4 protein-coding genes are annotated in these 22,790 nt (G+C 66.4%); 3 read left to right on the top strand and 1 reads right to left on the bottom strand.

All coding sequences use genetic code 11. The annotated features are described in order from the left end of the window. Window positions 1-602: 602 nt before the first annotated feature. The 3 genes from OH799_RS03485 (at window position 603) to OH799_RS03475 (ending at window position 6,080) form a co-directional block, all read left to right on the top strand. Window positions 603-2,408 carry a DUF3556 domain-containing protein gene (locus OH799_RS03485; protein WP_406275613.1) on the top strand — a complete coding sequence of 602 codons (1,806 nt, stop codon included), beginning with the start codon at window positions 603-605 and terminating at the stop codon, window positions 2,406-2,408. A 26-nt stretch (window positions 2,409-2,434) separates the two neighbouring features. Beyond that, a complete protein-coding gene (locus tag OH799_RS03480) occupies window positions 2,435-3,847 on the top strand; it encodes a phytoene desaturase family protein (protein ID WP_406275611.1) in 1,413 nt (470 codons plus the stop codon). Between the two features lie 202 nt (window positions 3,848-4,049). Next, entirely contained in the window at window positions 4,050-6,080 is a 2,031-nt protein-coding gene (locus OH799_RS03475; protein WP_406275608.1) for an FAD-dependent oxidoreductase, read from the top strand. A 12-nt stretch (window positions 6,081-6,092) separates the two neighbouring features. On the opposite strand, the gene OH799_RS03470 is transcribed toward OH799_RS03475, so the two are convergent. After that, complete coding sequence (locus OH799_RS03470; protein ID WP_406275605.1) at window positions 6,093-22,520, bottom strand: type I polyketide synthase; 16,428 nt, start codon at window positions 22,518-22,520, stop codon at window positions 6,093-6,095. Window positions 22,521-22,790 lie beyond the last annotated feature (270 nt).

The following is a 22,790-nucleotide window of genomic DNA, read 5'->3' as shown; positions in this document are numbered from 1 at the left end:
ATCCATGCCCGGGGTGATACCCCAGTTCAGGCGCGGTGTAGGGGGCTCGAGGTAGCGCATTGTGCCAGCTGCACAAAAGGTGGCGAAAACTCTGGGATGCGGGGACATAGCCCGCACCGGCCCATTTCCCTACATTTTGAATGTAATACGCGTCACATACCAATTCGATGGTGAGAAAATCGTGCAGCAGGTAGCCGACATACCCCACGTTCTGGGGATCCGGAATCCAGCCGAGCCCTGTCTCGCCGACGATTTCGCGGTCATCCTGTTCCGCTGCATGGCAGCCAGGGTCCATGGTCAGCCAGGTCGAACCGGCTACGACATTCGATGAAGCGCGATACCAATCTCCGAATGCGCGGCGGAAATCGTGATCGCCGAGGGCGGATGGGGCCTCGAATCCGTGGACGGCGCAGAGGCGCTCGGCGCAGTGCCGGTCGCCCATGTAGTGGCCAGCATTAGCGCACCTGCCCGAGGATACGAATCCCACGATAGGAAAAGGATAGAAGACGACCGTCGTACGAGCGGCAATCCACGCCACTATCCGGTTTTCTGACATCGATGTCGAGCATTCGGAATACGGTCGCATAGAAAGGGCTGCAACCATGGGTTTCAAAACGGGAGATTTCCCGCCCGTCGACGTCGATACATTTCTCGACAAACCACTGCGGGAACGCATCCGAGTTCTCACATCACATTGGGTGGAATACGGCTTCGGCAGTCCGAAGATGATTCACACCATCTACGTCGTGAAACTACTCGTGCTCTATATCCTCGCAGGCGCGGCTGTGGTGACCTGGACCTCCGGCGTCGGCTCGTTCTGGGAAATCGGCGCTTGGTGGAACGAGCCGATCGTCTACCAGAAATTCGTGCTGTGGACGGTGCTGCTGGAAGCCATCGGCCTCGCGGGATCCTGGGGTCCGCTTGCGGGCAAGTTCAAGCCGATGACCGGCGGCATCCTTTTCTGGGCGCGGCCGGGAACCATCCGCCTGCGACCATGGAAGCGGGTGCCGCTGACCAACGGCGATATCCGCACCCGTCTCGATGTCACCTTCTACCTTGCGTTCCTGCTGACACTGCTGACCGCGATCTTGCTTCCCGGGGTTTCGAGCGCTGCGCTGCCGGCCGGCACCTCCGGGCTCATCGATCCGGAGCTGCTGATCGCACCGATCGTGCTGTATGTCCTGTGCGGTCTGCGGGACAAGACGATTTTCCTCGCGGCCCGCGGTGAGCAATACCTGCCCGCCCTGGTCTTCTTCGCGGTGCTGCCGTTCATCGATATGATCATCGCGGCGAAACTGCTGATCTGCACCGTCTGGATCGGCGCGGGGGTTTCGAAGTTCGGGCGTCACTTCACCAACGTCGTCCCTCCGATGATGTCCAACAGCCCCACCGTGCCGTCCAAGTGGGTCAAGCGGCTGCACTACCGCGATTTCCCGCGCGACCTTCGCCCCTCCAAGGTCGCCTCGTTTCTCGCGCATGTCGGCGGCACCACAGTAGAGATTGTCACGCCGCTGGTGCTGCTGTTCTCGACTGATCACCGGCTGACGCTGGCCGGTGTGGTGCTGATGGTGGTGTTCCACTTCTTCATCATCTGCACCTTCCCGCTGGCGGTGCCACTGGAGTGGAACGTCCTGTTCGCCTACCTGTCGGTATTCCTGTTTCTCGGCTACCCGGCGGCCGATGGCTACGGCGTCGCGGATATGTCCTCGCCGTGGTTGACCGCTGGGATCGTCTCAGCACTGATATTCTTCCCGATCCTCGGCAATCTGCGCCCTGATCTCGTCTCGTTCCTGCCGTCGATGCGGCAGTACGCGGGCAACTGGGCCTCGGCACTGTGGGCCTTCGCCCCCGGCGCGGAGGAGAAGCTGAACACGCTGCCGCACCGGCCGACCCGGAATCAGGTCGACCAGCTGCAGGCCACGGGCTACCCGAGGGCGGTCGCCGAGATCACCATGCAACAGGCCATCGCGTGGCGATCCATGCACAGCCAGGGCCGCGGCCTGTTCTCCCTGCTGTACAAGCACATTCCCGATCTCGACCGATGGACGGTGCGTGAAGCCGAGTTCGGCTGCAACTCGCTGATCGGCTTCAACTTCGGCGACGGGCACCTGCACACCATCGATCTCGTCAATGCCGTGCAGTCCCGGATCGGGTTCGCGCCCGGGGAGTGGCTCATCGTCTGGGTGGAGTCGCAGCCGATTCACCGCGGCACCCAGCGGTACCAGGTCATCGATGCGGCGCTCGGGGTCATCGAACGCGGCACTTGGGAGGTGCGCGACGCAGTGGAGGCGCAGCCCTGGCTGCCCGAAGGTCCGATCCCGCATCTGGTGACATGGCTTCGCATGGATGACCCAGAATCGGCACGCGCGGCCGAACCCGCCCACGAGCCGCCGCAGTGGGTCGGCTGACCACGGCCATCGGAACGGAGAGCGATATGAGCACGGCACTTGTGGTCGGCAGCGGCCCCAACGGTCTCGCCGCGGCGATCGTTCTGGCCAAAGCCGGGGTTCAGGTCACCGTGCTGGAGGCAGCGCACGATATCGGCGGCGGCGCCCGCACCCATGAAGCGATCGTGCCCGGTCTGCTGCACGACCAGTGCGCGGCCATCCACCCGATGGCGGTGGGCTCTCCGTTCCTGCGGTCCCTCGACCTTGCGCGCTACGGACTCACCTGGGCGTGGCCGCAGATCGACTGCGTCCACCCGCTCGACGATGGCAGCGCCGGAGTGCTGCGCCGCTCGATCGCCGAGACCGCCGCCGGGCTCGGCGCCGACGGCCGCGCCTGGCGCCTGCTATTCGAACGTCCCACCGCCCGCTACGACCGCATAAGCCCGGACATCATGCGTCCGCTACTGCGAGTACCCCGCCATCCCCTGAGCCTGGCGCGGTTCGGGATCCCCGCGCTCGCCTCGGCTGACCTCCTCGCGGAGGTCTTCCGGACACCACAGGCGCGCGGCCTCTTCGGTGGCGTCGCCGCCCACGCCTTCTCCCCACTGCACCGACCGCTCAGCGCTGGCATCGGCCTGGGCATCCTCACCGCGGGCCACGCCTATGGATGGGTCGTCGCGGCAGGCGGCTCGCAGCGCATCACCGACGCCATGGCGGCGCTGCTCGGCGACCTCGGCGGCAAGATCGAAACCGGCGTGCGAGTGGCCTCCGGCGCGGACCTCCCCGCCACGGACATCGTGCTGTGGGACCTCGCGCCGTCCGTCGTCGCGGAGATCCTCGCCGACCGGCTACCCGCCCGAGTCAGCGAAGCCTATCGCCGTTTCCGTTACGGCCCCGGGGCCTTCAAAGTCGATTTCGCCGTCGAGGGCGGCATCCCCTGGACCGCCGCGGCGGCTCGCCGAGCCGGAACCGTGCATCTCGGCGGAACTTACGCCGAGATCGCCGCCACCGAGCGCGACATCCATGCCGGACGCATGCCCGAGCGGCCGTTCGTGCTGGTCGGCCAACAGTACCTGGCCGACCCCGCACGGTCGGTCGGTGACGTCCACCCGATCTGGACGTACGCGCACGTCCCACACGGCTACACCGGCGACGCCACCGAGGCCATCATCAGCCAGATACAACGCTTCGCCCCTGGCTTCCGTGACCGCGTCATCGGCACCACCGTACGCACAACCACGGGTTTCGCCGAGTACAACGCCAACTACGTCGGCGGCAACATCATGACCGGTGCCAAAGACATCCCCCAGCTCATCTTCGGTCCACGAAAAACGTTGCAGCCCTATGACGTCGGCATTCCGGGCCACTACCTGTGCTCCGCCGCCACGCCACCGGGCCCTGGCCTGCACGGCATGTGCGGCGCCAATTCCGCCGAACGCGCCCTGCGCCACCTCCGCTGACGCCACAAGCGCGCCACCGTCGGATCCGATGCGGACAGCAGCCTGGCCCGCCACCAGAAGTCACTGCAGTCAGCGCGGCATGAGTGGGAACGCCGATCACTCGAGCCGAACAACGGCGAGTGTTCGATGCCCAGAAGAAAAGTGGGTACAACGCGTGGCCGTTCGCATTGCGAGGGTCGCGGACCGTCATTAAGTTCATTCCATGGGATCGGTTTTTCCGCGTTTACTCTCGCCGCTCGAACTGGGGCATGTCACGCTGCGCAATCGCGTGGTGATGGGGTCGATGCACACCGGCTTGGAGGAACGGGAGTGGCACATCGACCGGCTGGCCGCGTATTTCGCCGAACGGGCCCGCGGCGGTGTGGGCCTGATCGTCACCGGCGGGTACGCGCCCAATCGCGAAGGCTGGCTCTCGGCGTTCGGCGCCGCGATGCTCACCGAGGCCGACGCGCAGCGACACCGTCGCATCACCACGGCGGTACACGAGGCCGGGGGCAAGATCGCGATGCAGATCCTGCACGGTGGCCGCTTCTCGCATATTCCCAACAACGTGTCGGCCTCGGCCGTGGCGTCGCCACTCAGCCCGTTCGAGCCTCGGGCGTTGACCGAGCAGGAAATCGAATCGACGATCGCCGACTACGCGCGCTGCGCGCAGCTGGCGGAACGGGCCGGATACGACGGAATCGAGGTGATGGGCGGCGAGGGCTGGCTGATCTGCCAGTTCCTCGCGCCGTGCACCAACATCCGAACCGACCGATGGGGTGGATCGGCGGCCAATCGACGGCGGTTCGCGCTCGACATCGTTCGGCGGATCAGGGCGGCGGTCAGCGATGACTTCTTCATCATGTTCCGGATGTCCATGGCCGAGTTGGTCGAAAACGGACAGACCTTCGAGGAAATCGTCGAGCTGGCGAAGGATTTGGAAGCCGCCGGAGTGGACGCCCTCAACACCTTGATCGGCTGGCACGAGTCGCGGGTGCCGATCAGCGCGACCTTGGTGCCGCGGGCCGCGTTCGTCGAATACACCGCCAAACTCAAGGCACACGTGAGCATCCCGGTGTGTGCGTCGTATCGCATCAACATGCCCGAGGTCGCGGAGGAGATCCTGGCCCGCGGCGACGCGGATCTCGTCTCGCTGGCCCGGCCGTTGCTGGCCGACCCGGAATGGGTGAACAAGGCCGCCGAATCCCGAGTCGACGAGATCAACACCTGCATTGCCTGCAACCAGGCATGCCTCGACCATTCCTTTCTCGACCAAACAGTATCCTGCCTGGTGAATCCGCGGGCCTGCCACGAAACGCTGCTGCAGCTGCTGCCCACCCGGCGCGCTAAACGTGTCGCTGTTGTCGGCGCAGGCCCGGCCGGCCTGTCGGCCGCAATCGGGCTGGCCGAGCGCGGCCACCACGTCGAGCTCTTCGAAGCCGACGACAGGATCGGCGGCCAGTTCGATTTGGCTCGCCGCATCCCCGGCAAGGAGGAGTTCAACGAGTCGATCCGGTACTTCCATCGAAAGCTCGAACTCACCGGTGTCAGAGTGCATGTGAACACTCGCGTCACCGCCGAACAGCTCGCCGCGGGCAACTGGGACGAAGTCGTCCTGGCCACCGGCGTGCGCCCCCGCATTCCCGACATCCTGGGAATCGACCACCCAATGGTGCTGTCCTACCCGGAACTGATCCGGAGCGATAAGCCCGTCGGCAAGCGTGTCGCCGTCATCGGCGCGGGCGGGATCGGTTTCGATGTCAGCGAATTCCTCGCAGTCGACGGGCAGAGGGCCCTGACCCTCGAGGAGTGGCAGGCCGAGTGGGGCATCACTTACGACGACCGCGCGCCCGGCCAATTGACCACGCGCAGACCCTCCCCCGCCGTCAGAGACGTGACAATGCTGCAGCGAAAGTCGGGCCCGTTCGGAAGAAGCTTGGGCACAACGACCGGCTGGATCCACCGCGCGGCCCTGGAAGCCAAGGGAGTCAAGCAGATCGGCGGCGTCAACTACGAGCGGATCGACGATCGCGGCCTGCACATCAGCTTCGGCAACAACCGGGAAGACCGGCGCGTGATCGACGTCGACACTGTCATCGTCTGCGCCGGCCAGGAATCCGTCCGAGACCTCGAAGACCAACTCGAAACCCTCGGCATACGGGCACACGTCATCGGCGGAGCCGAGGAAGCCAAAGAACTGGACGCCAAACGTGCCATCAGCCAGGGCACCCGTCTGGCAGCCGAAATCTGAGCCCGCAACCCCCTACTCCGTCGTCTGTTGGTCGAGGAAGGCAAGGAGCTCTTCGGGATTGCTCGCTGCTGCGATGACGGCGCGGTCACTACGGGTGTCGGATTCGGGTTCTTTCACGGTTTCGGCCAGCGTTGCGCGGATGCGTTCGACGAAGTGCTCCTTCTCGCCACCAGACGACATGGTCGACAAAAACGCTCGAAGCGAAGCGATATGGTCATCGGCCGGAGACGTGGCTGGGCTGGTATCCAGCCGTGAGCGCAAGAATTTCGCCACTGCGTCGACAGTCGGGTAGTCGAACACCAGCGTCGACGGCAGCTTCACACCTGCCGCCTCGGCCAGCCGGTTACGCAGCTCGACACCGCCGAGTGAATCGAATCCCATTGTGCTGAACGGCATCTCGGCGTCTATTGCCGCCCCGGACGGGTAACCGAGGACCGCCGCGGCATGGTCGCGCACGAATCCGAGCACGAGCGCTTCCCGTTCGTCCTCCGGCGCGGCGGCCAAGCGCGCGGCCAACCGGCGGCCGGCTGCGGCGCCGTTCGTCGCGCGCAGTGCCCGTGCGGACGCCAGGCTTCTGAGCACATCGGGCAACAGACCCTCTCGGGCTTGCGCTGCCAGGGTGAGCTTGTCGAATTCGACACAGGCGACCATGGCCTCATCCGAGGCGACCGCGGCATCGAATAGCTCGGTCCCCTCGTCGTTGCCGAGCACCTTGATTCCCATACGCTCCAGCCGTGTCACCGCCGCCCGCTCCAGATGGCCGGTCATGCCGGTGCTTTGGTTCCACGGTCCCCAAGCCACCGACAAGGCGGGCAGCTGCTGGGCGCGGCGGGTGCGCGCGAGACCGTCGAGAACCGAATTCGCCGCCGAGTAGTTGCCCTGCCCCGGCGAGCCGAGCACCGCCGCAAGCGAGGAGAACACTACGAACGCCGAGAGATCGTGAGCTCGAGTAAGTTCATCCAGGTTCAGCACACCGTCGACTTTGGGTGCGAGCACGCGATCGATCTGCTGCGCGGTCAGCGATTCGATCATAGCGTCGTCGAGTACTCCTGCGGAGTGGATCACCGCCGTCAACGGGTGCTCGGTCCCGATCGAGTCGAGCACAGCCGCCAACTCATCCCGGTCACCGACATCACAAGCGACGACCCGTGTTTCGGCTCCCAGGCTGGCCAGCTCGGCGACCAGTTCCGCGACGCCGTGGCCCGCCTCGCCTCGGCGGGACACTAGAAGCAGGTGTTCGACGCCGTGTGCGATGACCAGATGCCTGGCCATCACCGCGCCCAGTCCAGTGGTACCACCGGTGATCAACACGGTGCCGTCTCCGAACGCGGTACCGTGGGTGTCGGCCTCGGAACCACCGCGGGCGATCAGCCGTGGCACGAACATTCGCAGGTCACGTACCGCTACCTGAGCCTGTCCCGACTCGAGCACGCGCCACAGGACATCGGCGCGCACAGCCTGCCCCGAAGACGTTTGTAATCCGGCGTCGCCGTCATGGTCCAACAGTACAAATCGGCCGGGGTGTTCCGATTGGGCGCTGCGGACCAGCCCGATCACCGCGGCCGCGGCCAACTCCACCGACTCGTTCGGCAGTCCCGCCGCACGGCGAGTCGCCACCACGAGCCGGGTGTCGGTCAACCGTTCGACCGACAGCCAGGAGCGCAGCATATCCCAGGCCGTGTGGACCGACTGCCGAATTGCCGCGGCACGCTCACCGCCCGGACCATGCTCGCCCACGGCGGAGCTCTCGGCGAGCGACCACACGACTACGTCCGGAATATCGTCGGCTGCAACGAGTTCCGCAACATCGGTGTAGTGGCGTTCGATTCCGGGTATCCGCGCCGAACCCAATGTTGCGGGCACCCAACCCGACGGCAGCGACGGTGCGGCAGGCAGCGCGAAGTCGGTCCATTCCAGGTGCAGCGGCACCGTGCGGCGCGCTGTGCTCGTCGCGGCCAGAACGTCGGCATCGATGAAACGCGCGCCGACCGCATCAATGCTCACGACGACCTCACCTGCGTCATCGACAGCGTCGATCCGGGCCTGCCCGCTCTCGTCCCGGACCATTCTCGCGCGCACCGCCGCCGCGCCGGGACGCCACAGCCGCACTCCGGTGAACGAGAAGGGCAGCAGCACCCGCCCCGGAGACGCTGGTGATTCGGAGTCGCGGATCGGCTCGTCGAGAGCGGGGTGCAAACAGGCGTCCAAGAGTGCGGGATGGATGCCGAACGCGGACGCCGAGTCGCTCACGGATTCATCGAGGGAGACTTCGGCGAACGTCTGCTCGCCGCGGTTCCACATCGCGGTCACGCCCTGGAATACCGGGCCGTAGTCGAAACCTCGCTCTGCCAAGCGGTCATAGAGGGATCCGTCGTCCGACGGCAGAGCACCCGGCGTCGGCCACAGCCCTGCCCCTGAATCCGGGGCGCGGTCATCGACGGCGGTCAGGGTACCGCGTGCGTGCGGTACCCATGGGTCCCCGTCGGCGGCTTCGGAGCGGGAGTAGATCGCGAACGTGCGTCGGCCATCGTCGTCGGGCACGTCGACGCTCAGCTGCAGATCCACTTCGGAATCGCTGGCGAGCCGGAGTGGGGCTTGCAGCAGCAGCTCCTCGATACTGTCGACGTTCAGTCGTGCTCCTGCGGCCAGTGCCATTTCCACGAAGGCTGTCCCAGGTAGCAGTACCGAGTCGAGTACCGTGTGGTCGGCTAGCCAGGGATGAGTCCGTATTGACACGTGCCCGGTGAACAGCCATTCGTCTTTTCCGGCGAGTTGCACCGCGTTTGTCAGCAACGGATGCCCGAACGAGCCGGTCGTGACCTCTGCGGTGGTCTGAAGCCAGTACCGCTGATGCTGGAAGGCATACGTCGGCAAAGTCACCCGAGTCGCGGTCGGAGCCAAGGCTGTTGCGGCCACTGCCAGACCGGCGCAGTGGGCACGGGCCAACTCGACAGTGACCTGTTGTGGTCCGCCATGGTCGCGTCGCAGCGTGCCCAGCACGGCCACTCGATCGGCGACACCGAGCGCTTCCGCTGTCGACTCGACCCCGATTGTCAGCACCGGATGGGGACTTATTTCGATGAACGCGTTCACCCCCGCACCGATCAATGCCTCGATCGATTCGGCGAACCGTACCTCCTCCCGCAGCCCCCGGTACCAATACCCCGCATCCAACGACTCGGTATCGATGTAGTCTGCGACCACGGTCGAGAAGAACGGCACCGAACCCGATACCGGGGCGACCGGAGCCAACTCCGCCGATACCCGATCCCGAATCGATTCCACGGCCGTCGAATGCGACGCGTAGTCCACCGGGATCCGTTTAGCCCACACGCCCTCGTTGGCGCACTCGGCCAGGAACTCGTCCATCGCTGATGCCTGCCCGGACACCACGACCTGTCCTGGACCGTTCACCGCTGCCACCGACAGCCGGTCCCCGAACCCGGACAGACGCTGCCCGACCGCGTCGACGCTCGAGCCGACCGACGCCATACCACCGGAACCGGCGAGTTCTTCTGCTACAGCGCGAGAACGCAGCGCCACCACTCGTGCACCGTCGGACAAGGAAAGTCCACCAGCGACAACGGCCGCCGCGATCTCACCCTGCGAATGTCCGATCACCACCGTGGGCTCTACTCCGCTCGAGCGCCACAACCGGGCCAGCGACACCATCACCGCGAACAACACCGGCTGCACCACATCTACCCGTTCCAGCGACGCTGCTTGCGGGTCTCTGCGCAGCACCGCGGTCAGCGACCAGTCAACGAATGGCGCCAACGCCGCTTCGCACTCGGCGATGGATTTCGCGAACACCCCACCCGCGGCCAGCAACTCCGCACCCATCTGTTCCCACTGGCTGCCCTGCCCCGGGAACACGAATGCCACCTGCCGCGCGGTAGCACGACCGGACACCACGCCATCGGTGTCCTCGACGGACTCCGCCAACCTCGCCAACCCGGCTTTCAGGTCGGCGGACTCTCGGCCCACGACCGCAGCACGCCATTCCAACTGTGAACGATGCCGCAGCAACGAGTACGCCACATCCGCCGCACCCGCGTGCGGGTGATCGACCAACCATTCCCGCAACCGAACCGCTTGATCTCGGATCCCCTGCCGCGTCTTCGCCGACACCACCCATGTCACGTACCCATCCGAGTCCGGTTCCGCGACAGTGGGTTCGGCTGAATTCGACCGCGGTGGTTCCTCGAGAATCACGTGCGCGTTGGTGCCGCTGATCCCGAACGACGACACTCCCGCACGACGCACCCGCTCACCCGCGGGCCACGGCTGTGGCTGGGTCAGCAACCGCACCGACCCCGCCGACCAATCCACATGCGGGCTCGGGGCGTCGACATGCAGGGTCTTCGGCAGAGTCTCGTGCCGCATCGCCTGCACCATCTTGATCAACCCGCCCACACCCGCCGCCGCCTGCGAATGCCCGATATTCGACTTCAACGACCCGAGATACAGCGGCTCCTCGCGCCCCTGTCCATAGGTCGAGATCAACGCCTGTGCCTCGATCGGATCACCCAACGTCGTCCCGGTTCCATGCGCCTCCACCGCGTCCACATCCTCCGGACGCAAGCCCGCAGCCGCCAACGCCGCCGCGATCACCCGCTCCTGGGACGGACCATTCGGCGCGGTCAAACCATTACTCGCACCATCCTGATTGACCGCGGTACCACGCACCACCGCCAACACGGTGTGACCCAAACGTTGTGCATCCGACAACCGTTCCACCACCACCATCGCCGCGCCCTCCGACCAGGTGATCCCGTCGGCGGCTGCCGAAAACGGCTTGCACCGACCATCCCGAGCCAAACCACGCTGCCGGGAGAACTCCACGAAGACCATCGGCGTGGCCATGACTGTCGCACCACCCACCAGTGCCAGCGAACTCTCTCCCTGACGCAGCGCCCGACATGCCGTATGCAACGCCACCAGCGATGACGAACACGCCGTGTCCACCGTCATCGCAGGCCCCTCCAAACCCAGCGCATAGGCCACCCGGCCCGACACCACACTCCCCATGACACCGGTGACGGCGTACCCCTCGACCTCGGGCCCGGCCTTATGCGCCAAAGCCGCGTAGTCCTGATACATCGCGCCGGTGTAGACACCGGTGTCGCTGCCCCGCAACGACGTCGGGTCGATCCCCGCATGTTCCAGAGCCTCCCACGACACTTCCAACAGCAACCGCTGCTGCGGATCCATCGCGGTGGCCTCACGAGGGCCGATTCCGAAGAAGCCCGCATCGAAATCGGCCGCATCCCGCAAGAACCCGCCCTCCCGCACGTAGGACGTGCCCGAATGTTCAGGATCCGGATCTATCAGGCGTTCCAGATCCCAACCACGATCGGACGGAAACGCACTGATCGCATCGGTTCCCGACAGCACCAGATTCCACAGGTCGTCCGCGGACGCGACACCGCCGGGATAACGGCAGGCCATTCCCACAATCGCGATCGGCTCATCGGCCCGCACCCGACGCGCAGGCTTCTGCTGCCGCTGTCCAACGGGGGCGCCCCCGACTCGGGACCGGATGAAAGTGGCCACCGCCCGGGTGGTGGGGTGGTCGAAGACCAGGGTCGACGGCAGCCGGAGACCGGTGACTACGCCGAGCCGGTTGCGGAACTCCACCGCGCCCAACGAATCGAAACCCATGTCACTGAACGGCGTATCGACATCGACCTGGTCGCCCGAAGCATGACCTAACACCGCGGCAACCTGATCGCGCACGAACTCCAGCACAACCGCATCATGTTTATCCGGCGCTCGAGACGCCAACAGTGTCGCAAGGGCCTGCCCCGGAATCGCTTTCGATCCGGAGTCCCCACCACCACTGGCGGCGCGACGCGGCAACGCCACCAATGACTGCAGCACACCGGGCAACAGACCCGCACGAGCCTGGGTGGACAACGCCGCGATATCGAGGTCCACCGCAACGACACACGGCGCGCCCACGCCGCCCGCCAGATCCAGAAGTGCGAGCCCTTCGGTTTCGGCCAATGGCCGAAATCCGTTGCGTGACAACCGATCAACCGCAGCAGCGCCGATATCGGCCGTCATTCCGCTGCCTGGACCCCATGGACCCCAGGCCACAGACACCGCGGGTAGGCCCGCGTGGCCGCGGCGCCGCGCCAGCGCGTCCAGCACCGAGTTCGCCGCCGCGTAATTGCCTTGCCCCGGCGATCCGAGCACCGCCGCGGCCGACGAGAACAACACGAACGCCGACAAGTCCCGTTCCACTGTGAGTTCATGCAGGTTCAGCGCCGCATCCACTTTCGACGCGAGCACCCGATCGACCTGCTCGGACGTGAGGGTATCGACGGTGGCGTCGGCCAGCACGCCCGCCGCATGGACAACAGCCGTCAGTGCGGGGCCGTCCGAGATATCGTCCAGCATCCTCGCCACTGCGGCACGATCGCTCACATCACAGGACAGCACTCGGGTCCGAGCCCCGAGTTCGGTCAGCTCGGTCACCAGTTCCGGAACGCCCTCGGCCCGCTCACCACGCCGAGACACCAACACCAACTCGCGCACCCCATGCGTAGCGGCCAGATGCCGCGCCACCACCGCACCCAAACCACCGGTGCCACCGGTGATCAACACCGCACCCGAGCCGACCGCCCACCCGTCACCCGACCACAACCCCTCATCGAGACGCTTCGCGCCGCTCGCCCGCCTCTCTACCGACCCGGTCGCCGGTGCCTCGCAGGGAACCAGCTGCGGCGCCAGCAGTGCACCCGCGCGCACCGCCAGCTGCGCCTCCTCGGTGGCCACGGCCTCTGCGATCAGTTCCGGGGTCACCTCGCCGTCGCGATCGACGTCCAGCAGGACGATTCGACCAGGGTTCTCCGATTGCGCGCTGCGCACCAAGCCCCAGGTGGCTGCCGCGGCCAGATCAGGATTCTCTCCGGGAAGACCCGCGCCATTGCATGTCACCACCACCAGTCGTTGCTCGGTCGCGGGAAGCCGCAACCACGACTGCACTGTTGCCAGCACCGTGTGCACCCGACTGCGCACAGCCTCGGCCGAAACCGACGACTCACCGTTCACAACCGACAACTCGCGACCTGAATCCGACGACTCACGGTCGAAAGGCGACAACTCGCGGTCGGACCACACCAGTACATCCGGGATGGTGTCCGCATCGCGGGAGGTGACCGTGCGCCACTGCACTTCGTAGAGCCGGTGTCGAACGGTGCCCAGCGCGTGGCTGCTCACCGGCCGCGCCTGCAGTGACTCGACCGTCAACACCAGAGCACCGGTGTCGTCGCCGAGCTCGAGCATGATGCTGTGTTGGTTTGCGGCATGCCCTTGGCCATCATGGTTATGCTCCGCTGCCGCCTCGGGCCTGACGCTCATGCCGCGGTCGGCTCCGATACGTCGGATCCGGGCCTGCACAGCCGTTGCCCCCGGACGGTACAACCGGACACCGTTGAACGAGAACGGCAGCGGCACTTGGTCGGCCGCGAAGCCGTCGGCCATCTCCTGTACCGCGGCATGCAACCCGGCATCCAACAGCGCGGGATGGATGCCGAACCGGGCACCCGCCATCGCCATCTCGTCAGGTAACCGCACTTCCGCCAGGACATCACCGCTGCCGTCCCGCCACAGGCGATCCACCCCCTGGAACGCGAGCCCGTAATCGAGCCCGCGCGCGGCCAGGCGGTCGTACAGTACCTCGCCAGGCGTCGCATCGTCCTGCGACATGTCCAGGTCGTACACCGGAGTATCCATCGCCGAGCCCGGCGCCAGAATGCCACGCGCATGTGTGATTCCGCTCGAGCCCTCCGACGGTTCGCCGACTGTCCGCGACGCCACGACAAACGGCCGCCGTCCGTCGTCATCAGGCGCTTCGACAGTGATCTGGATGTCGACCTCGGTTTCGGCGGCGATCCGCAGCGGCGCTTCCAGGACAAGCTCCTCGACGATCTCCACGCCCAACCGAGCACCGACCGCGAACGCCAGCTCCACGAAACCCGTTCCCGGAAACAACACAGCGCCGAATACCCTGTGATCGGCAATCCACGGATGCGCTGCCGTCGAAAGCCTGCCGGTGAACAACCACTCGTCCTTACCCGCCAGGGAGATCGCCGCCCCCAGCATCGGGTGGTCGATCGGCATCAGACCCGCACGCCCCACATCACCGACGCCGACGACCGGCTGTGGCCAGTACCGCTGGCGTTGGAATGCATAGGTCGGCAAGGAAATTCGAGGCGTCGACCGCCCTGCGTACATGCGACGCCAGTCCACCGTGAGTCCCGCAACGTGCGCGGTGGCCAGAAAGGTGGTGAACTGCACAACCTCGTCCGCGCCGCGCCGGGCGGTGGCAGCCACCACGGCCCGGGTCTCGACCTCCGGCTCGAGCGCCAGGCACTGGCTGGTCATTGCGGCCAGAACGGCGTCCGGGCCCACCTCCAGAAACCGTCGTGCCCCGGCGGCGACCAACGCCCGCACCCCCGGAGCGAACCGCACCGCCGACCGCACCTGACGCACCCAGTACTCCGGATCGGTCAACGCACCATCGGCCACCTCACCGGTCACATTCGACACGATCGACAACAACGGCTCCCGATAGGTCAACCCCACTGCCACTGCGCGGAACTCGTCCAGCATCGGTTCCATCCGCGCTGAATGGAACGCATGGCTGACCCGCAACCGATTGGTCTTCACCCCGGCGACAATGAGTTGTCGCTCGACCTCTTCGACGGCATCCAGGTCACCGGACAACACCACCGCCTCCGGACCGTTGACCGCCGCGACCGACAACCTGCCCCCGAAGTCGGCCACCATGGCGCGCGCTCGGTCCTCGGAGACGGCTGCCGCGAGCATCGCGCCACCTTCCGGCAGTGCCCCCATCAGCCGGCCTCGCGCCGCCACCAGTGCGCACGCGTCCTCGAGCGACCACACCCCCGCCACATACGCGGCAGCGAGCTCGCCGATCGAATGCCCCGCAACCACATCCGGTGTGAGCCCGAACCACTCCAGCAGCTGGAACAGCGCCACCTCGAACGCGAACAACGCCGGCTGCGTGAACTCCGTGCGATCCAGCAGTCCTTCGGAGGCGGAAGCCGGGTGAGCATCGCAGGAACGAGGAGCGGAGCCCGCCTGGAGCCGATCATCGAAAACAGCCTCGGCGAACATCACCTCCCGCAACGGCCTCCCGAGCAGACTGTCGAACGCCGTGCAGATCTCGTCCAATGCCGCAGCGAACACCGGGAACGCCCGGTACAGGTCCGCGCCCATGCCAGCTCGCTGCGCCCCTTGACCGGTGAACAGGAAAGCCGTTTTTCCCGCCCCGGCGATGCCGTCTACCACGCCTGCGGTCGACGCACCGGAGGCCAGCGCGGCCAAGCCGGCGAGTAACTCGCCGCGGTCGCGCCCGAGGACGACACCCCGTCGATCAAGCAACGCCCGTGAGTCCGACAACGACCGCGCCACCGCCCACACATCCACATCTGGACGCTCGACCAACCATGCCCGCAACCGGCTCGCCTGTCCCCGCAACCCCTGCGCCGACTTCGCCGACACCACCAACGGCACCACAGCGACATCGACGATGTCGACGTCCACTCCGGCAGACCCGGGCTCGACCGGCGATGGTGGTGTCGGCGCTTCCTCGAGAATCGCGTGCGCGTTCGTGCCGCTGATTCCGAACGACGACACCCCTGCGCGCCGCACCCGACGACCCGTCGGCCAGGGCTCGGGCTCGGCCAACAGCCGGATGCTGCCTGCCGACCAATCCACGTGCGGGCTCGGCGCATCGAAGTGCGCGATCTTCGGCAGTATCTCGTGCCGCATAGCCTGCACCATCTTGATCACACCCCCCACCCCGGCAGCCGCCTGCGTATGACCGGTATTCGACTTCAACGCACCCACTCGCAGCGGCTCCGACCGATTCTGCCCATAAGTGGCCAGCAACGCCTGCGCCTCGATCGGATCACCCAACGTCGTTCCGGTCCCATGCGCCTCCACCGCGTCCACATCCGCCGGCACCAAACCCGCGTCGGCCAACGCCGCCGCGATCACCCGCTCCTGCGCCGGACCGTTCGGCGCGGCCAAGCCGTTGCTGGCACCGTCCTGGTTGACGGCAGTACCACGTACCACGGCAAGCACGTTGTGGCCCAGGCGTTGTGCGTCCGACAGCCGTTCCACGACGAGGACTCCCGCACCCTCCGACCAGGCCGTTCCGTCGGCGGCGGCAGAAAACGATTTGCATCGGCCGTCCGGTGCCAGGCCGCGCTGCCGGGAGAAATCCACGAAGATCAACGGCGTAGACATCACCGTCACCCCGCCCACCAATGCCAGCGAACCCTCCCCCTGGCGCAGCGCATGGCAGGCCATATGCAAGGCGACCAGCGACGAGGAACACGCCGTGTCCACCGAGATCGCGGGCCCTTCCAAGCCGAATGCATACGACAACCGTCCGGACACCGCGCTCCCGGTCACGCCGGTCCCGATATATCCTTCGACCTCGGGACCGGCCTTGCGCACTACGTCCTCGTAGTCCTGGTACATCCGTCCCATATAGACACCGGCATCGCTGCCCCGCAGCGACAACGGATCGATCCCCGCGTGCTCCAACGCCTCCCACGACACCTCCAACAACAACCGCTGCTGCGGATCCATTGCCGCCGCCTCGCGCGGACCGATCCCGAAGAAGCCCGCGTCGAAATCGGCCGCGTTGTGCAGGAAACCGCCTTCTCGGGTGTAGGAGGTACCCGGGTTGTCCGGGTCCGGGTGGTACAGGCTTTCCAGCGGCCAACCGCGATCGGACGGAAACTCACTGATGGCATCCGTGCCCGACAACACCAGATCCCACAGATCATCCGGGGATTCGACACCACCCGGATACCGGCAGGCCATACCCACGATCGCAATCGGCTCATCGGCGCGCACTCGACGTGCAGGCTTCTTCCGCTGCTCGGCACCAGGTGTGTCCTCGATCCGTGATCGGATGAACGCCGCCACCGCCCTGGTTGTGGGATGGTCGAAGACGAGGCTGGCGGGTAACCGCAAACCGGTGGAGCCGGCGAGTCGGTTGCGGAACTCCACCGCGCTCAGTGAATCGAAACCCATTCCACTGAAAGGCTTCTCGACGTCGACGAACTCGCCGGAGGCATGACCGAGCACCTCGGCAACCTGCTCACGCACGAAGTCGAGAACGATCGCGTCGTGCTTGTCCGGCGCCGCCGACGCCAATCGAATTGTCAGGTCCCCACCACCGCTGCCGGCGCGGCGTGGCGCGGACACCAACGATCGCAACGGGCCCGGCAACAGGCCGGCGCGAGCCTGAACGGTCAACGCTGACATGTCGAAATCGACCGCGGCGACGAACGGTACGTCCGCGCCGCCTGCCAGGTCGAACAGCGCAAGCCCGTCGGCTGGGGCAAACGGTCGAAAGCCCATGCGCGACAGTCTGTCGACTCCGGCCGCGCCCAATTCGGCCGTCATACCGATATCTTGATTCCACGGACCCCAGGCCACCGAAACCGCGGGCAAGCCCGCGTTGACGCGACGCCGCGCCAACGCGTCCAGCACCGAGTTCGCCGCCGCGTAGTTGCCCTGACCCGCCGATCCGAGAATCGCCGCGGCCGAGGAGAACATGACGAACGCCGACAGATCATGATCGACAGTGAGATCGTGCAGGTTCAGCGCCGCGTCGACCTTCGGCGCCAGCACCCGGTCGACCTGCTCTGCTGTGAGCGTGTCGACGGTGCCGTCGGCCACGACACCCGCGGCGTGGATGACGGCCGTCAGCGCGGGACCGTCGGAGATCTGGTCGAGCATCGTCGCCACGGCGGCGCGATCGCTCACATCACAGGCCAGCACCCGCGTTCGAGCCCCGAGTTCGGACAACTCGGCCACGAGTTCGGCGACACCGTCGGCCCGAGCACCGCGCCGAGACACCAACACCAGATCGCGCGCACCATGTGCCGCGACCAGGTGCCGGGCCACCAGCGCGCCCAATCCGCTGGTGCCGCCGGTGATCAGCACCGCACCCGGGCCGCAGACAATGGTGGAGCCGGCCGCTGACCCGTCGCGACGAGCCAGCCGCGGCGCCAGCAACACACCCGCACGCACCGCCAGCTGCACCTCGTCGGACCGGACGGCCGCCGAAATCAGTTCGGGGGCCACCTCGCCGTCGCTGGCGTTGTCCAGCAAGACAATCCGACCGGGATTCTCCGACTGAGCGCTACGCAGCAGCCCCCACGTGGCCGCCGCTGCCAAATCGGTGTCCTCACCCGGCAGACCCGCTCCATTGCGTGTCACCACAACCAGTCGCGCATCGACCGCTACCGGAAGACGTAACCACGATCGAATCGTCGCGAGCACCGTGTGCAGGCGTCGCCGCACGGCGTCCGCGGACAATGATCCGACCTCGATCGACAGTGATCCATCACGGGCCGACGACGGGTCGGTGTCATCGAGGAACCACACCACTACGTCGATTCTGGGCCGCTCCGCGCCATCGTTCGTGTCCGGACCGTTGTTCCCAGCGATCGCGGCCAGCGCGGCCATGTCCGGGTACGTCGCGTCGAATCCGGGTACCGGCGTCGAACCCACGACCGCGACCCGCCCGATGCTCGTACCAACCTGTGCGCGCGATTCGACGGCACTCCACTGAACGTCGTAGAGCCGATGGCGACCGGCGGATCGACCATCGTTCAATGCCCGACTGTGCACCGGACGCGCCTGCAGCGCCTCGACGGTCAACACGAGAGCACCAGCGTCGTCGCCGAGCTCGACCCGCACACTATCGGCTCCGCTGCGCCGAATTCGCGCCTGCACGGCTGTCACCCCGCGGCGGTACAACCGCACACCGGTGAACGAGAACGGCAGCGGCGCCTGGTCCTGCGGAAGGTCCGCGGTCAGCACCTCCCCAGCGGCATGCAGTGCGGAGTCCAGCAACGCGGGATGTATGCCGAACCGGGAAGCGTCCGCACGGACCTCGGCAGGCAACCGCACATCGGCCACAACGTCGCCGCCATCGCGCCACAAGCGAGTCACACCTTGGAACGCGGGCCCGTAACCGAGTCCGCGCGCGGCCAACCGGTCGTACATCATGTCACCGGGCGTCACGTCGTCTTCCGCTGCCGGCACGGCCGCATTGTCGTATGCCGGAACATCGATCGCCACGCCGGGAGCGAAAATACCGCGCGCGTGGGTAATTCCGCTTGCTCCTGCGGACGGTTCATCGACCGTCCTGGAGGCTACGACGAACCGCCGGCGCCCGTCGGCGTCCGGTGCTTCGACAGCGACCTGGACGTCGATCTCGGCCCGGTCGTCAAACCGCAGCGGCGCTTCCAACACCAGCTCGTCAACGGTCTCGAAACCCAATCGAGCACCGGCCGCCAGGGCCAGTTCGACGAAACCCGTCCCTGGCAGCAATACCGTGTCGAATATCTTGTGATCGGCAATCCACGTTTGCAATGCCGTCGAAAGTCGCCCGGTGAAAAGCCACTCGTCCTTGTCGGCTATGGCGACCGCCGCACCCAGCAGGGGATGGTCCATCGATACCAGACCGGCACGACTCACATCGCCGAGGCCGTCAGTGGCCGGCACCCAATACCGTCGACGTCGGAACGCATAGGTTGGCAACGGAACTCGACGTACGGACCGGCCCGCGTAGAGGGGGCGCCACTCCACCTCGAGTCCCGCCGTGTGGGCGGCGGCGAGGAATGCGGTCAATTGAGCGACCTCGTCTTCACCGCGCCGTCCGGCAGCGGCCACCACCGACCGGGTCTCGACATCGGGTTGCTCGGACAGACACTGGCGAGTCATCGCCGCGAGGATCGCATCCGGGCCGAGCTCGAGGAACCGCCGAACTCCGGTCGCGGCCAGCACCTGAACACCCGGAGCGAACCGCACGGCCGCCCGTACCTGACGTACCCAGTACGACGGATCGGTCAACTCACTATCGACGACGGCGCCGGACACATTCGACACGACCGGCACGGTCGGCTGGTGATAGGTCAACCCTTCGGCCACTACCCGGAACTCGTCCAGCATCGGCTCCATCAACACCGAATGGAATGCATGACCGACCCGCAACCGAGAAGTCTTCACTCCCTCCGCCACCAGCCGATCCGCAATCTCCTCGACACCCTCCACGTCCCCCGACAACACCACTGACGACGGGCCATTCACCGCAGCAATCGACACCCGCCCCCCGAACTCGGAAAGCACCGCGGCCGCATGTTCCTCCGACACCGCCACCGCCGCCATCGCCCCGCCCGCCGGCAACGCACCCATCAACCGCCCACGCGCGGCCACCAGCGCACACGCATCCTCGAGTGACCACACACCCGCCACATATGCCGCCACCAGCTCACCGATGGAATGCCCTAGCAGCACATCCGGACGCAGACCGAACGACTCGACGAGCCGATACAACGCCACCTCGAACGCGAACAACGCCGGCTGCGTGAACTCCGTGCGATCCAGCAGTGTCGACTCGCGGCCGCTCGCGCCCTCGCCGGGCGCCACACCATCCTCGGCGAACATCACATCCTGCAATGACAGCGCGGAGCTCCTCGAGGGGTGGTGGTCGGTCGACGGGTGATCCCGGCCGAGAAGCCGATCCAACACGGCGCAGACCTCATCCAGCGCTGCCGCGAACACCGGAAACGCCGCATACAGCTGCTTACCCATGCCCGGCTGCTGCGCGCCCTGACCAGTGAACAGGAACGCCGTGCGTCCCGAGCCGACGCTACCGCGAACCACACCGACACCGCGGGTGTCCGCACCATCGGCAAGGGCTGCCAGACCCGCCAGCAACCCTTCTCGGTCCCGCCCCATGACCGCGCCGCGCCAGTCCAACCGAGCGCGCGACGTCGCCAAGGAATACCCGACATCCCACGCGTCCACGTCGGGATTACCGATCATCCACTGCCGCAATCGATCGGCCTGCGCACGCAAAGCCTCGCCGGACCTGGCCGATACCAGTAGCGGAACGATATTCGACCCGACGGCTTGCGCAGCAACCGTCTCCTCGGAATCGATCGTCTCCGGATTACCGCCGCACGCCTCGGTGACCGGATCTGCGGGCGCCTCCTCGAGGATGAGGTGGACGTTGGTACCACTGGCCCCGAACGACGACACACCCGCGCGCCGGACGCGTTCTCCGGCGGGCCACGGCTCGCTGTCCTGCAGTAGTCGCACCGTGCCCGCCGACCAATCCACGTGCGGCGTGGGCGCATCCACATGCAGTGTCTTCGGAAGAAGGGAATGGCGCATGGCTTGCACCATCTTGATCACGCCCCCCGCCCCCGCCGCCGCCGACGTATGACCCACATTCGATTTCACCGAACCCACCCGCAACGGCCCATCCGCACGCCGCCTGCCGTAAACGCTGATCAACGCCGACGCCTCGATCGGGTCCCCCAGCATCGTGCCGGTGCCGTGCGCCTCGACCGCGTCGATATCCGAGGGCTCCAGACCGGCATTCGCCAATGCCTGCTCGATGACACGTTCCTGCGATGGGCCGTTCGGCGCGGTCAACCCGTTGCTCGCACCATCGTGATTCACCGCACTGCCACGCACCACCGCCAGGACGGAGTGACCGAGTCTGCGTGCGTCCGACAGCCGCTCCAGCACCAGCACACCGAGGCCCTCGGAAAACCCCGTCCCGTCGGCGGCGGCCGCGAACGCCTTACACCGCCCATCCTGCGACAAAGCGCGCTGACGCGCGAAGGTGATCAACAGAGACGGATCCGACATCACGGTGACCCCGCCCGCCAGGGCGAGTGTGGCCTCGCCGTGCCGCAACGCCTGGCACGCCAGATGCAATGCCACCAGCGAGGACGAGCACGCGGTATCGACCGACACGGTCGGGCCTTTGAATCCGAACGTGTAGGAGATTCGACCGGACAACACGCTGTTCTGGACACCGAGGTAGGCATGGCCTTCCGTCTCGGCGGTGATGCTCGGGGAGCCGACGCGGGGACCGTAATACTGGTGGTTGACGCCGGCGAAGACCCCGGTGTCACTGCCACGCAACGACTCCGGGTCGATCCCCGCATCCTCCAATGCCTGCCACGACGCCTCCAACATCAGACGCTGCTGTGGATCCATCGCCGCGGCTTCCCTCGGACTGATTCCGAAAAAGCCGGCGTCGAAATCGCCGATGGAGTCGAGGAAGCCGCCTTGACGGGTGTAGACCGTGCCCGGCACATCCGGATCCGGGTTGAACAACCGCTCCAGATCCCACCCCCGGTCGGACGGGTAGTCCCCCACCGCATCGGTGCCGGAGGCGACCAGATCCCACAGTCGCGCAGGAGAATCCACCCCACCCGGATACCGGCAGCTCATCCCGACAATGGCAATCGGCTCTCGCGCACGCTCCTCCAGCTCCTGGATCTGCCGATTGGCGGCACGCAGGTCGCCGGCGAATTTCCGCAGCGTCTGGGTGAGTCGTTCCTCGATACTCATGGTCGTCCGAACTCCTCGTCGAGCAGATCCAATAATTCGCTGCCGGAATGGGCAGAAAGGTCGTCGTATTCGTCGCTCTGCCGCCGGTCACCGAGGTGGGACCGAAGACGGTCGCTGATGCCGAGCAGTCGGGTGACGGCCGCAGCGTCCTCGCCCGCCCCGGCGAGGACGCGGTCGACCATCGCCTCCAGTCGGGCGAGGTCTTCGGCTACGGCGCGTTCCGCGGGGGCGTCCATAGCGGCGATCTGTCCGCGGAGGAAGACGGCCAGT

It is taken from the genome of Nocardia sp. NBC_00881 (assembly GCF_045207455.1).
Taxonomy (GTDB): domain Bacteria; phylum Actinomycetota; class Actinomycetes; order Mycobacteriales; family Mycobacteriaceae; genus Nocardia.
The sequence above is the reverse complement of the archived record's forward strand: the minus strand, read 5'-3'. Positions and strand labels throughout refer to the sequence as shown.

What these genes read in the sequence shown, in the direction of transcription:
- OH799_RS03485 (WP_406275613.1), top strand. Translation starts at nt 603, where the DNA reads ATGGGTTTCAAAACGGGAGATTTCCCGCCCGTCGACGTCGATACATTT.
- OH799_RS03480 (WP_406275611.1), top strand. Translation starts at nt 2,435, where the DNA reads ATGAGCACGGCACTTGTGGTCGGCAGCGGCCCCAACGGTCTCGCCGCG.
- OH799_RS03475 (WP_406275608.1), top strand. Translation starts at nt 4,050, where the DNA reads ATGGGATCGGTTTTTCCGCGTTTACTCTCGCCGCTCGAACTGGGGCAT.
- OH799_RS03470 (WP_406275605.1), bottom strand. Translation starts at nt 22,520, where the DNA reads ATGAGTATCGAGGAACGACTCACCCAGACGCTGCGGAAATTCGCCGGC.